The organism is Neobacillus sp. PVCKKU3, from assembly GCF_058323225.1.
On the sequence record NZ_JBLVQN010000030.1, the window covers coordinates 15,860 to 29,981 of the forward strand.

Annotated in this window: 12 protein-coding genes; 9 read left to right on the forward strand and 3 right to left on the reverse strand. The window is 39.7% G+C overall.

Going from position 1 to position 14,122, the window contains the following annotated elements:
- The first annotated feature begins 41 nt into the window (after positions 1-41).
- Complete coding sequence (locus ACNQGS_RS19095; RefSeq protein ID WP_491488732.1) at positions 42-1,493, forward strand: APC family permease; 1,452 nt, start codon at positions 42-44, stop codon at positions 1,491-1,493.
- A gap of 48 nt (positions 1,494-1,541) precedes the next feature.
- Here the strand turns inward: ACNQGS_RS19095 and ACNQGS_RS19100 are convergent, their stop codons facing one another.
- Complete coding sequence (locus ACNQGS_RS19100; RefSeq protein ID WP_491488733.1) at positions 1,542-2,468, reverse strand: LysR family transcriptional regulator; 927 nt, start codon at positions 2,466-2,468, stop codon at positions 1,542-1,544.
- A 234-nt stretch (positions 2,469-2,702) separates the two neighbouring features.
- On the opposite strand from ACNQGS_RS19100, the gene ACNQGS_RS19105 reads away from it, so the two are divergent.
- From ACNQGS_RS19105 to ACNQGS_RS19115, 3 genes are read left to right on the forward strand one after another with little or no spacing between them, the layout of a single operon-like run.
- On the forward strand, positions 2,703-3,137 hold the full coding sequence (locus ACNQGS_RS19105; RefSeq protein WP_491488734.1) for a MarR family winged helix-turn-helix transcriptional regulator: 435 nt from the start codon (positions 2,703-2,705) through the stop codon (positions 3,135-3,137).
- 19 nt (positions 3,138-3,156) lie between these two features.
- Positions 3,157-3,804 (forward strand): HlyD family secretion protein, encoded by a 648-nt coding sequence (locus ACNQGS_RS19110; protein WP_491488735.1) that lies wholly within the window; start codon positions 3,157-3,159, stop codon positions 3,802-3,804.
- 8 nt (positions 3,805-3,812) lie between these two features.
- The gene (locus tag ACNQGS_RS19115; protein WP_491488736.1) at positions 3,813-5,618 is read left to right on the forward strand and encodes a DHA2 family efflux MFS transporter permease subunit; all 1,806 of its coding nucleotides are present in this window, start codon (positions 3,813-3,815) and stop codon (positions 5,616-5,618) included.
- 49 nt (positions 5,619-5,667) lie between these two features.
- Here the strand turns inward: ACNQGS_RS19115 and guaC are convergent, their stop codons facing one another.
- Positions 5,668-6,651, reverse strand: coding sequence for a GMP reductase (gene guaC, locus ACNQGS_RS19120; RefSeq protein ID WP_491488737.1), 984 nt, complete (start codon positions 6,649-6,651; stop codon positions 5,668-5,670).
- Between the two features lie 384 nt (positions 6,652-7,035).
- Here guaC and ACNQGS_RS19125 point away from each other — a divergent pair, with 384 nt between their 5' ends.
- Together ACNQGS_RS19125 and ACNQGS_RS19130 are read left to right on the forward strand one after the other, a co-directional pair.
- Positions 7,036-8,220, forward strand: coding sequence for a MalY/PatB family protein (locus tag ACNQGS_RS19125; RefSeq protein ID WP_491488738.1), 1,185 nt, complete (start codon positions 7,036-7,038; stop codon positions 8,218-8,220).
- A 119-nt stretch (positions 8,221-8,339) separates the two neighbouring features.
- Positions 8,340-9,122 (forward strand): DUF169 domain-containing protein, encoded by a 783-nt coding sequence (locus ACNQGS_RS19130; RefSeq protein WP_491488739.1) that lies wholly within the window; start codon positions 8,340-8,342, stop codon positions 9,120-9,122.
- A 54-nt stretch (positions 9,123-9,176) separates the two neighbouring features.
- Here ACNQGS_RS19130 and ACNQGS_RS19135 read toward each other — a convergent pair whose 3' ends face one another.
- Entirely contained in the window at positions 9,177-10,082 is a 906-nt protein-coding gene (locus ACNQGS_RS19135; protein WP_491488740.1) for a LysR family transcriptional regulator, read from the reverse strand.
- A 172-nt stretch (positions 10,083-10,254) separates the two neighbouring features.
- Between ACNQGS_RS19135 and ACNQGS_RS19140 the strand changes: the two genes are divergently transcribed.
- Genes ACNQGS_RS19140 through ACNQGS_RS19150 form a run of 3 tightly spaced genes read left to right on the forward strand, consistent with a single transcriptional unit; the run spans position 10,255 to position 14,122 of the window.
- On the forward strand, positions 10,255-11,478 hold the full coding sequence (locus ACNQGS_RS19140) for a MalY/PatB family protein (protein ID WP_491488741.1): 1,224 nt from the start codon (positions 10,255-10,257) through the stop codon (positions 11,476-11,478).
- 59 nt (positions 11,479-11,537) lie between these two features.
- A complete protein-coding gene (locus tag ACNQGS_RS19145) occupies positions 11,538-13,172 on the forward strand; it encodes an ABC transporter substrate-binding protein (protein WP_491488742.1) in 1,635 nt (544 codons plus the stop codon).
- 23 nt (positions 13,173-13,195) lie between these two features.
- Entirely contained in the window at positions 13,196-14,122 is a 927-nt protein-coding gene (locus ACNQGS_RS19150; RefSeq protein WP_491488743.1) for an ABC transporter permease, read from the forward strand.

Here is a 14,122-nt window from a genome sequence, read left to right on the forward strand (position 1 = left end):
GTTAGCCATAATGATGCAGTTATCGGTAGGGAGATGAATACATGCAAGCAGTGAAAAAAAAGGAACTCGTAACCTCCGGTTCGAAGCAAAATGCACAGTTAAAAAAGTCATTATCAAAATGGGATTTGTTAACAATTGGTGTAGGGGCAGCGGTTGGTTGGACGTGGGTTATGTATGCCGGGGTTTGGACATCCGTTCCGGGCAGTATGGGAGGGGTCATTGCCTTCTTGGTTGGCGGTATTCTTTGCTCCTTTGTCGGGCTTGCCTATGCCGAGCTTGCTTCAGCGATGCCGAGGGCAGGCGGGGACATCGTTTACACATTTAAAGGGTTAGGTGACCGTTGGGCTTTTTTCGCGGGGGCCTGCGTGGGATATGGGCTACTTACATTAATTGTGGTTGAGACCATCATGCTGCCGATTATTCTTAGTGCACTCGGATTCCCATTGCCCAAAATAGGAGCATTATACAGTGTTGGCGGAGAAACAATTTATGCGTCCTATGTAATTATTTCCATTTTGTTTAACTTTTTCTTTGCCTATCTAAATATGAAAGGCGTTGAATTCTCAAAATTTTTTCAAACTATTACAGTTGCCGTTATGCTGCTGGCAGCCGTCTTTTATGTCATCGTCGGTGTCAGCCTAGGAGATATAGACAACGCCAAGCCATTGGTATCCTCTTTATCAGGAATTTCCCTGACCTTATTAATGGTACCGGGATTCTTAGCAGGATTTAACGTGGTTGCCCAGGCAGCCGAAGAAACCAATGTAAAACCAAAAATGATTGGCAGACTGGTCGTCATTACAGTTTGGGCAAGTGCTGTATTCTATATTCTGATCATTATCGGGACAGGCTTTTCAGCCAATTTGGAAATGCGCCAGACCGCCCAAATTGTCGTTCTCGAATCATTGGTCCAGCTGTTTCATGGATCGCAAACCGCCAAAATATTTGTGGCGATTGCAGCTTTGATTGGGATGTTAACATCATGGAATGCCGCTTATCTAGCTGGAAGCAGGGTATTGTTTGCGCTCGGCAGGGCCAAATATATTTCAAAGGGCTTTTCAGAGTTGCATAGGATCAATAAGACACCGGCCAAAGCCGTCATGTTCTTATTCATTTTAAGCAGTTTAGGGGCGTTCCTCGGGACCAGTCAAAAAATATTTATGAATATTGTAAATGTTTCTGGCTTTATGATGGTTTGTTCTTGGTTATTGGTCGTCATCACCTTTATGGTGCTAAGGAAAAAACAGCCGAATTTAAACCGCCCTTATCGAGTCGCATACGGCGGGGCGGTAGGATGGTTAGCCATTCTTTCTCTTGTTTTCTTCCTTTTCTTATACACACCTTTAAACCCTTTGGGAGGTTTGACGGTTCCTGAGTTGATTGTTTTATCCATCATCATTTTGACGATACTTGCTTTTTATTTTAAAAATGTCCATCGAAGCAACATCAGCAGAGAAGAGCGGGAAAGACTATTATTTGAGAATGGAGAATAAGATAAAAGTCGGTGTTCATTTCTGCTAGAACACCGACTTTTTTTGGAGTTAGACAGTCTGTCTTTCCTTATATATTGCATTTAAATGGTCTGTAAATAACCTCGTAAATACCCTTTCCTGCGTTAAACTGGTCTTATTCTTTAGCCTGGCAAATCCAAAATGGGTTTTGACTGTTAAAGGTTCTACTAAAGGTAGAGATACAATTTCACCACTCTTAACAAAAGGGTTATTAATGAGTTCCATTCCAGTGTCGATGGTTATGGCAATCCCCTTTCTAATGGCTTCCCGGATTGTTTCATTATTGTTGGATGTAAATAAGACCTCTATTTTTCCATTTCGTTTTATGTAATTCTCATAGTACCAATTCGTAAATTCTCCGTTAAAGGCGACAAAGGTTTGATTTGCTAAATGTTCTGGTGTGACATAGGGAAGCTGGGCTAACGGTGAGTCGTTACTCATATATACCAGCATTTTGATTTCCATTAAAACTTCAAAATCTATTTTTTCTTCCTTTTTTAAGGTGTTTTCATAGATGGGAATAACCCCAATATCCAACTCTTTGTTGATGATCGATTCAGCAATTTCCATTGAGCTTTTTTCTGTGAAACTGATGATCAGTTCTGGAAATTCACTTTTTAGTTCTGACAGGAGGGTTGGCAGGAAAGGGAGATACAACCCTGTAACAATGCCGATTTTTAGTTCTCTTTTTTCCGTGAATCTTAAGTCGGAAATTTTATCTTTTAACAGGCTGAATTTATCCAATACAACTTGGGCATATTCAATGATTTGTTTCCCTTTTTCAGTAGGAATGACACCTGTCCGGACCCGGTGGAATAATTCGATGCCGATCTCGTCTTCCAGCTTCTTGACGGATTGGCTGATGGCCGATTGGGAGATATGAAGTTTCTCAGCCGTCTTCGAAAAGGATTGGTATTTTGCAACTGAAACGATAAATTCTAATTGTTCAATTTGCAATCTTGTTCCCCCTTATGTGTTAGTTCTTAGAATGTGTTAATAAGAAATTCAACGTCGAAAGGAAGATTCCTTTAAATATTGTAACTGGAGCTAGTTTATAAATATTAAATTTTTATTAATGGATAGATAAACCAATTGACAGGAAAAAGGAATATGTGCGATTATAGGTAACACAAATTATTTCGTATACGAAATATTTGTATAGTAAATAATACCTAAAAAGGAGGAGGGGACATGAAGACTGCCTATAACAGTGAGATTCTGAATTCATTTTCAGATATAAGCAAGCTTCTTTTTAAAGTTTCGAAAAAAGATGCTGATAAGAACGGATTAACCGTTGTTCAGCTGAAGGCTTTGTATAAAATTTCCCAGCGTCCAAATCTGGGATTAGTGGAACTAGCAGAAATCCTAAAATTAACGAATAGTACCGTCAGCGGGGTAGTGGACCGGCTCGTGCAAAGCGGTTATATCGAACGCCGTAATCCGCCTCATGACCGCCGCGCCATTACGATTCATCTGACGGAAAAAGGCGAAGATAAATTGGAGCAGGCGATTTTAAATGAATCTGAACTTGTCCAAAAGCTGAACAAGATTAAACAATTGCCGGAAGAGGATATCCAGCATTTATTACGCATCCACAAGCAAATCCAAGATATCTTAAGCGAATAATGAGGAGGACTTATCATTTATGAACGCGAAACGCATGATTTTATTAAATGTCATCTTACTGATTATTTTAGTAGGCGGGGGTTTTGCAGGTTATTACTACTTTAATCAATCTGTCAATTATTTATCCACCGACAACGCCCAAATTGCCGGCCAGCAGGTAAGTGTTGCTGCTCCGGCGACCGGAAAATTGACTAAGTGGGAAGGGAAGACAGGCGATTCATTCGCGAAGGATGACACGATTGGCACAGTTCAAATGGTAAGTGACAAAGGGGCAGTCGATGTGGACATTAAAGCACCTGCTAATGGCACCATTGTCCAAACAAATGCTGTGGAAAATACAATGGTTGCAGCAGGAACACCGCTTGCCGTTAGCTATGATCTTGACCATCTATGGGTAACAGCCAATGTCAAAGAAACCAATTTGAATGATGTGAAAGTTGGCCAGAATGTCGATATTTATGTGGATGCATTTCCAAATATCACCTTGAGCGGAAAGGTTCAAGAAATCGGCTTAGCGACCGCTGGAACTTTCTCGCTTTTACCAAAAAATAATGCTTCAGGAAATTACACAAAAGAAACACAAGTTGTACCTGTAAAAATTTCGCTTGATCATTACGGAGAAAGAATAGTTCCTGGTATGAATGTGACAGTGCGAATTCATAAGTAGGTGATGACATGACCATATATATCGCAGGTTATATTCTTATATCGGTCCTTCTTTTAATATTTGTTAATGTAATGTTGAAAAAACAAAATAAATCTAAAAAACAGGAATTGCAGGCTGCAAGGGCTGACCAGCCTGAACAAGAAGATCACACTGCTTCAATGAAGGAAGTTGAAAAGCAGTCAAAAGAAGAAGAACAATCTGAACAAAAGTATCTAACTGAAGCGATTGAAAAGACGAAAGAAAAAGAACAACCAGCAAGAAAGCCAGCAGCCACTTCCTCAAAGGCGGAGCAATTTGAAGGGAAACGTGGCAAAGTGGTTGCAGCCATGATGCTCGGTGCATTTATGGCGATTCTGAATCAAACCTTATTGAATGTGGCGATTCCACATATTATGAATGATTTAGCCATTTCTGCAAGCACAGTTCAATGGCTTTCTACAGGGTATATGTTAACGAACGGGATCATTATTCCCATCACCGCTTTTTTAACAGCAAGGCTGGGAACAAGGAAATTATTTATTTTTGCCGTCATATCCTTTACCCTGGGATCCGTTATCTGCTCGATCTCACCAACCTTCTCGCTTTTAATGTTGGGAAGGATTGTCCAGGCTGCAGGTGCCGGTATCATTATGCCGCTCTTGATGACTGTATTTCTGACCATATACCCTCCAAATCAGCGTGGTGCGGCGATGGGGCTTATGGGTGTCGCTATGCTTTTTGCCCCAGCAATCGGTCCGACCTTGTCAGGATGGCTGATAGGTCATTATGATTGGCGTGTATTATTTGATATTGTCATTCCGTTTGGCATTTTGTCCATAATCCTGGCGTCTGTTTGGATGGTGGATGTTATCGAAATAACAAAACCAAAATTTGATACTCCCGGATTTATTCTATCGACGCTTGGTTTAGGGTTCTTGCTATACGGCTGCAGTGAAGCAGGGAATAATGGCTGGGACAGTGCGCAGGTGGTGGTTTCCTTAACAATTGGCGTGATTGGTTTAATCGCCTTTATCTGGCGGGAATTAACAACCGACCAGCCAATGCTGGAATTGCGCGTCTTCAAATATGATATCTTTGCTTTAACCACAATCATCGGGATGATCATTAACATGGCGATGTTTGCCGCGATGATCTTACTGCCAATCTATCTGCAAAATATTCGCGGCTTTACCGCTCTGGATTCAGGTTTGTTAATGCTGCCTGGAGCCATTGTCATGGCGGTGATGATGCCGATTTCCGGCAGGCTATTTGATAAAATGGGTGCCCGTTGGCTGGCCGTTTTCGGTCTGATTATTACGGTCGTCACAACATGGCAGTTTACGAAATTAACGATGTCTACATCGTATGGCTATATTATGCTGCTTTATGTCATGCGAATGTTTGGAATGTCTTTCTTAGCGATGACGGTTCAAACAGAGGGGATGAATCAATTGCCATTAAAGCTGGCGGGTCATGGAACATCCGCTTCAAATACGGCGAGAACCGTTGCCGGTAGTCTTGGTACTGCCTTTCTTGTTACTGTGATGACGACGAGAAGTGAATTTCATTCTGCGAATTTCGCCAATGTGATAACGAGTGCAAATCCATATCTAGCTGCTAAATTATCTGGTCTTGGTCAGGGACTTGCGGCGGCGGCTGGAATCCCTGTTCAACAAGGGAAAATGCTGGCAACCTATTCTATCTATGGTGAAGCCATGAAGGAAGCCACGATCAGCGGCATTAACGACGCTTTTGTCGTTGCTACTGGAATTGCTGCAGTTGCTTTATTATTGGCATTCTTTATAAAAAGGGCAAGACCTGAAGTTGAAAAATAGTATTTATAGCAAACAAAAAATGCCTGCCGGATTGGCAGGCATTTGAACTTTAATAAACTTTATCTCCATTAAAAATAGAATTCTTCACGACAACATAGTCAACAGTACGGATATCCTTCAGCTTATTTCCGCCCGCATAAGAGATCGAGGATTGCAGGTCTTGCTCCATCTCAACTAATGTATCGATTAATTTCCCTTTATGTTCTACGTACATTTTTTTGCCTTCAACATTTTTTCGTTCGCCTTTTTGAAATTCAGAAGCAGAACCGAAATATTCCTTATAGCACTTTCCATCTTTCTCGAATGTTTCACCAGGAGATTCTTCGTGACCCGCAAATAACGAACCAATCATCACCATGGATGCTCCGAAACGGACAGATTTAGCGATATCACCGTGAGTGCGGATGCCGCCGTCTGCGATAATCGGCTTACTAGCGGCTTTCGCACACCATCTTAATGCAGCTAACTGCCAGCCGCCTGTACCAAATCCGGTCTTAATTTTTGTAATGCATACTTTACCAGGTCCAATCCCGACCTTTGTTGCATCTGCACCTGCATGCTCCAATTCTCTTACCGCTTCTGGTGTCCCAACGTTACCGGCGATGACAAAACTGCCAGGAATTAGTTTTTTAATATGCTTAATCATATCAATTACAGCATTGGAATGCCCATGTGCGATATCGATGGTAATAAACTCAGGTGTCAAGTTTTTATCGGCAAGCTGCTGGACAAATTCATATTCTCCTTCTTTCACGCCCACGCTGATGGATGCAATCAGACCGCGTGCTTGCATGTCTTTCACAAAATCAATGCGTGTTTCCGGCTGGAAACGGTGCATGATATAGAAGTAACCGTTTTCGGCTAAGAAAATAGCAATTTTTTCATCGATGATTGTCTGCATGTTTGCTGGTACTACTGGTAATTTAAATTTATGACCGCCAAATTCGATGCTTGTGTCACACTCAGAACGGCTTTTTACGATTGATTTTGCGGGAATTAATTGAATATCTTCGTAATCAAATACTGTATCCATGAATTACACTCCTAAACACGAATATTCCATTGAGGTTATGTTTTTATTGTTCGTACATTTGATAATTTACAGCATTTTCATTCAAATGTCAAAACATTTTCATTATTATTTTGTCCAAATTAATGTAACACAATGGGCCAAGTTTCATTCTGAGGCAGTAATCCAGACAATTTTTAAAAGGAGGTTTGGGCCAGACTCTAGTATTAAATGTGTAACTATAGACAAATTGAAAACTTCTATAAGAATTAATATTTTACATAGGAACAATTTATATGGTTAAATAAAACAAAACATTCAATTAATTCAGAAAACATATCAAGGCTAATAGTTTTTCTTATGACTAAGGTTTTGAGTTTGCAAAACTGATCAGGGAGGAAATCAAAGTTGAAGTACAATTTTGACATCGAAATTAATAGGCATAATACCGCTTCTGCAAAATGGGATGAAACAGAAAATTTATTTGGGGAAAAGAATTTGCTGCCCATGTGGGTGGCGGACATGGATTTTCAATCACCTGCACCAGTGATTGAAGCCATCATCAAAAAGGCTGAGCATGGGATCTTTGGCTACACCACACGTCCAGACAACTATTATCGTGCGATTATTGATTGGATGCAGGAAAGGTACAGCTGGAGTGTACAAAAAGAATGGATATGCTACAGTCCAGGTGTGGTACCGGCATTAAATTATCTTGTCCAAACCTTTACGAATCCTGGAGACAAAATTGTGATCCAGCCTCCGGTTTATTATCCGTTTACCAATGCCGTTGTAAATAATAACCGTCAAGTTGTGTATAATCAGCTAAAATATGAAAACGGTGACTACTCGATGGACCTTGAAGACCTGCGAAATAGAATCGATGAAAACGTCAAAATGCTGATTCTTTGTAATCCTCACAACCCATCAGGACGTGTTTGGACAAAAGAAGAACTTACTGAACTAGGGAAGATTTGTATCGAGAACAATATTCTCATAGTTTCCGATGAAATCCATTGCGACTTGGTTTTTAAAGGAAAAGCACATACAGTCTTTGCCTCCATTTCTGAAGAATTTGCTGAGCATACCATTGTCTGTACTGCCCCCAGCAAAACCTTTAATTTGGCAGGCTTGCAGACATCAAATATCATTATCCCCAATGAAAAGCTGAGAGATGAATTTAATGCGACGATGAATCGGCTGTCGCTAAGACATACGAATACATTTGGGATTGTCGCGACTGAAAGCGCTTATCGTTTTGGCGGTGAATGGCTGGAACAAGTGGTTGAATATATTGAAAAAAACCTCAATTTCCTGAGCGAATACATGGAAAACAATATCAAGGAAATTAAAGTGATTAAACCTGAGGCAAGCTATCTTGTATGGCTTGACTGTCAGGAACTTGGTTTAGATAAAGATGGTCTTCAACAATTCATGTTAAAGCACGCAAATGTTGCTTTTAATCAAGGCTACACCTATGGACCCGGAGGGGAAGGATTTATTCGAATGAATATCGGCTGTCCGAGATCCATTTTAGAAGAGGGGCTTAAAAGACTGGAAAAGGCAGTAAAAGATGGAAGGGGGATGCGGTAAAACTTTAAATGTTGTAATTGGTTTCTGAGATGAATAACACTAGAATGTCTTTTTTATTCGGAAAATTGCATAGAATGATAAATAGATGGATTCATATAAAAGAGAAATGGGGTTTTAAGATGGAGAATGTTAAGAAGGCGTACGATTGGCAAGCTATTGTTGATAGGCTAAATCAATACCTCAAAATTAAAACCATTCCAATTGGCATGAAAATGTTTGAAAAGAAAGAGGATATGGAAGCCATTCCAAAGATACGACGGCCAAAAAGCATCCACACAACCGACCAAATTGTTGCCCAAGCATCAAGATTGGGCTGGACGGTAGGTATCACTGCCGAAGATCTAGTCGGTGCACAATGCCAGGTGGTCTTGGGATTACATCCGCGAAATGAAGAGTGGCTATCAGGAGAGCAAATGGCGGGCGTTTGGTTTGAAAACCAGCAGGATTCAGCGAAACACCAGCGGGAAATGACGGTTGTACCTCATGGGAAATATGAGGCGATGGCCGTTGCTCCGCTTGTTTCCAATCGGCTGCCTGACCCCGACATCTGTCTCATTTATGGCACCCCTGGGCAAATGATTCTTTTTATTAACGGACTGCAGTGGAGAAACTTTGAAAAATTTGAATGGAGTGTTGTTGGGGAATCTTCCTGTGCAGATTCATGGGGTCGAGCCCTTGCAACAAGAAAACCAAGCCTGTCCATTCCTTGTTTTGCCGAACGCAGGTTTGGCGGGGTGTTGGACGATGAATTGTTAATGGCTTTACCACCAGAAGATTTGTTAAAGGCTTTAGATGGATTAGAGGCTTTAAGCAAAAACGGAATGCGCTATCCGATTCCACAGTATGGGATTCAAATGGATGTGCAAGCGGGACTTGAAGTGACGTATGGGAAGAGGAAATAACTTGAAGAAATAAACAAAGCAGTGCTATCACCATTGATAGTACTGCTTTGTTTATTATGTAAGCCATATATGTTGAAAAAGAGTAAGCTGGTTTTTGAGCTCTTTGATAAACTCTTGACTTGCTATTGATTTATGATTTTTTAACTGAATTAAGCTAAATGCTAAATCCTCCATTTCTGAATCTATTATTTCAAGAGGGACGAGTTTACCGGATTGGACAAATAAATCTCCTTTTAAATTGATATGAGGGAAAAAACCGACGGCAAAACCTTCCGCAATAATATTTTTTGCAACCTCCATACTACCGGATTTAAATAAAAAATTTGGGTTTCCGAATTGTGTTAACCATTCTCTGAAGGGAGGAGAATCGCTGACAAGCGGATATTTAAATAATTCCTTGAATGATACACGATTCTTATTGGCAAGAGGTGAATGCTGACCAACGCATGCCATCATTTTGCTGTGTAATAGGGTCTTTAAGGACAAAGATTTATTTTGCTCTACATAATCTGTGAAATGAACAATAATTCCTAAATCCAACTTTCTGTCAATTACTTTTTCCCTAATAACGGAAGTAGGTTCCTCGGAAACAGAGAATTCTACCCCTGGATATTTTTGGGCAAATGAGGTTAATGTTTTAGGTAATAAGGCCATCCAAATAGCTGGAGTGGCACTGATTGATAAACGCCCAGTAACCAGCGCCTGTTGAATACTCCCCATTTCTTTTAATTCTTCAATATTTCTTAGGATTTCCTGAACTTTTACAATAATTTCCTTTCCTGCCTCGGTTGGATGGGTTCCAGTTCTTGAGCGTTTGAAGATTTTTATCCCTAATTCATTTTCTAGAGCAGCAACGGCCAAACTCATGCTTGGCTGGGATATGTTAAATCGTTCTGCTGAAATGGTAATAGAGCTAGTTTTCGACAAATCGTTAATATACTCAAATTGTTCTATTCGCATTAGAATCACCACACATAGTTATAATTAATATTAACATTAATAATCTATATTTTACATTATAACAAATAACATTTAGTATGAAAATAATCGATAGTAAATTATGAAAGTTCAAACTTTTTTAAAAATTACATTATCGAATAAATCTATTGAACCCGATTGGAGGTTGAACAATTTGAATCAAATTAACATCCAGACAAGCAAAAAATTACACTATAATTTTGACGAAATAGTTAATCGGAGAGGAACTTATTCTGCGAAATGGGACGGTGGTGAGGCAATTAAACTAAAGGGTCTAACTGAAAGATATGACCAACATACGCTCCCATTATTCACTGCAGACATGGATTTTCCTGTTCCGCAACCAGTTATTGACGCTTTGCATAAAACAGTAGATCATAAAATATTTGGCTATTCAACTTTCCCGAAAGAGTACTACCAAGCCATACAGCAATGGTTTAAAAAGAAATATGACTGGAATATTGCCAAAGAAGAAATCGTCTATAGTCCAGGTACGATTCATGCTTTACATACAGCAGTGAATGCGTTTACAAGTCCTGGTGATGGAATCATTATTCAAAGGCCGGTATATCCGCCTTTTACAAAAGTCGTAGAAAGTAATGGAAGAATTGTTAGGAATAATGCTCTTAAAAATGACGGTAATGGATACTATACAATCGATTTTGATGATTTTGAGGAAAAAGCAAAAGAGGAAAAGACAAAAATGTTCATTTTATGCAGTCCTCATAATCCTGTTGGCAGAATTTTTAGTAAAGAAGAACTTGAAAAACTAGCGGATATTTGTGAAAAACATAATGTATTAATTGTTGCAGATGAAATCCATGGAGATTTAATAAGAAGGAATCAAACCTTCACTCCAATTGTAAAAGCTGTTGATAATACACAGCATATTATCACGTGTACAGCGATCAACAAAACATTTAATGTAGCTGGGCTGCATTGTACCAACGTTGTAATACCTAATGCAGAAGTGAGAAATTTATTTAAAGAAAAGATGGGGATACAATTACCTTCTCCATTTACCATTTCAGCACTGATTTCAGTTTACAATGATGGCGAGGATTGGCTGGAGCAGTTGATAGCGTATATAGATGAAACAATGATTTATGTGATAGAATTCCTTTTAGAACGGATGCCGAAAGTGAAAACAAGAATACCTGAAGGGACATATATGATGTGGCTGGATTTCAGCGGCTATGGTTTATCACCTCAAGAAGTACATGACCGAATTTATAATAAAGCCAATGTTTTGCTAGAAGATGGCATAAGGTTTGGAGCTGAAGGATTACCGTTTCAAAGGATTTGTCTGCCATCACCAAAACCGATTATAAAGGAAGCACTTGAAAGAATCGCTAGGGAATTTGATGATCTTCATTAAATTTCGCTTCATGATTTTTTCAAGTGAATAATCTGAAAATTGCAAAGGGGCTGAAGAATTTGAAAAAGGTAAAGTGGACGAGATTCTTGGGACTAATCACAATATTAATGATTATTGTGGCTGGCTGTTCAAGTAACACTAGCAGTACTGGCGATAAGGAAAAAACGGCAAAAAACACTGAATCTGTTAAAGGCGGGGAAATGACTTATGCAATCGCAACCTCACCAGATCCATTTGACCCCCATGTTACACCGAAAGATAACTCTGCTCGCATCATGAGAAGTATATTTGATAGTCTTGTTATTCAATTACCTGATGCATCGATAAAGCCTTGGCTTGCTACTGAGTGGACCGTTTCTGATGATGGTAAAAGCTATACATTTAAACTGCGGAAAGATGTCAAGTTTCATGATGGAACCCCTTTTAACGCTGAAGCAGTTAAATTTAATTTTGACCGAATTATCGATCCCAAAACTGCGTCTCTTAACGCAGCCAAATTAATTGGACCATATGAAACGTCTGAGGTAATTGATGAGTATACAGTCAGAGTAAATCTTAAACAGTCATTTCCTGCATTACTAAGCAATTTAGCTCAACCATTTTTAGGCATGGTTTCCCCTGCTGCAGTTGAAAAGTATGGCGACCAATTCGGCAAAAATCCGGTTGGCAGCGGACCGTTTAAATTTGTCAGCTGGGCAGAAAATCAAGAAATTCGACTTGAAAAAAATAGTGAATACCACTGGGGACCCAATTCTTTTGACAATAAAGGTCCAGCATATATTGATAAGCTGACTTTCAAAATTATTCCGGAAGAAGCAACAAGGATTGGCAGTGTGGAAAGCGGCCAGGTTCTAGCTGTTGAAAGCATTCCGCCGCAAAATATGTTAACCATTAAAAAGCAGCCAAATTTAAAAGTGGAACAAATGGAAACACCTGGATTACCATATACACTATTTTTTAATCAGTTAAGGGAACCTTGGAAGGATGAAAAGGCTCGTGAAGCGATTAAACTGGCAATTGATTTAGATGCCATTGTTAAAACTCTCTACTTAGGAACGTATGAAAGGTCATGGTCACCGCTTACTCCAGGTATGCTAGGGTATGATAAATCTTTAGTCGAGAGCTGGAAGCCTGACACCGCTAAAGCTAGTAAATTATTGGATGAGCTTGGATATAAAAAGGGATCTGACGGAATCCGTGAAAAGGATGGGAAAAAGTTAACCATTCAATATGTTGTTTCTGCCCCTAATCGAGAAAAAAGGCACGATATTGCCGCCATGATACAAAATCAGTTAAAAGCAATTGGAGTTGCTGTCAACATCGAAGTAATTACGGATATTTATGGTGTATTAGGAAGTAAAAATTATGATGTTTATGGGATAAGCTCAGTAGCTTCAGATCCAATGTCAATAAATTCATACTATCATTCCCCTGCTAATACTAATGGGATTTTCCTCCCGGGGAAATCGGATGATAAAGAACTTGATCAATTAATTGAAGAAGCTTCAGTTGAACATGACCAGTCAAAACGTACGGATATGTATAAGAAAATTCAAACCAGAATCATCGATACAACAATATCTATTCCTGTCTATGTTTATCCTTATACAGTTGCAGCTTCTTCGAAAGTAGCTGGATTAAAATTTGATTTTATGACCTACCCAATGTTTAATGATGTGACCATTTCAAAATAACGTACGGAGGGAGATGACGAGGAGTGTTTGGGAAGATTCTAGGAAGGCTTTGGATCTCATTGATTTCCATTTTTGGTTCATTGGTTCTCGTATTCTGCATTATGTACTTGCTGCCAGGGGATCCAGTGATGTCAATGGTTGATCCGACAACCGCCACACCGGAGATGATTGAGAACCTTCGTAAGCAATTGGGGTTAGATCAACCATTCTATATGCAATTTGTACATTATTTTACAGGAGTGTTGATGGGGGATTTTGGAACCTCGTTTATTTCAAATGAGCCGGTTTTGCCAAAAATCTTACAGCATCTCCCTTCGACTCTTCTCTTAACTATCACAAGTGCTATCTTCGCTGTTGTCATTGGGGTAGCGCTTGGGGTGTTATCAGCCATTTATCAAAATCACTGGATTGATTTCGTTGCAAAAATTGTCGCATTGTTCGGAATTTCCATGCCAACCTTTTGGACCGGAATTCTCTTAATCATGATTTTTTCATTAAATCTTGGCTGGCTGCCAGCGATGGGATCAGATAGTTTCAAGACACTCATATTGCCATCTATTTCCTTAGGGCTGATTGGGGCAGGTCTAATTATCCGAATGGTCCGCAGCAGTATGGTCGATGTCATTAATGAACAATTTATAGTCACATTGAGGGCCAAGGGATTATCAGAAAAATTAATCATGTATCGTCATGCTTTCCGAAATGCCCTGATTCCCGCTATCACTATTATTGGCATATATATCGGCGACCTTATGGCAGGGACGGTTGTCATCGAAACAGTCTTTTCACGGCAGGGGCTAGGAAGGGTTATTGCAGATGCAATTTTAGCAAAGGATATTCCTGTCATTCAGGGAGCAGTGTTCATCTCAGCAATTGTTTATGTGACAGTGAATCTATTGGTTGATCTTTCTTATTCGGTCATTGATCCACGTGTTCGGCGTTCGCTGTAA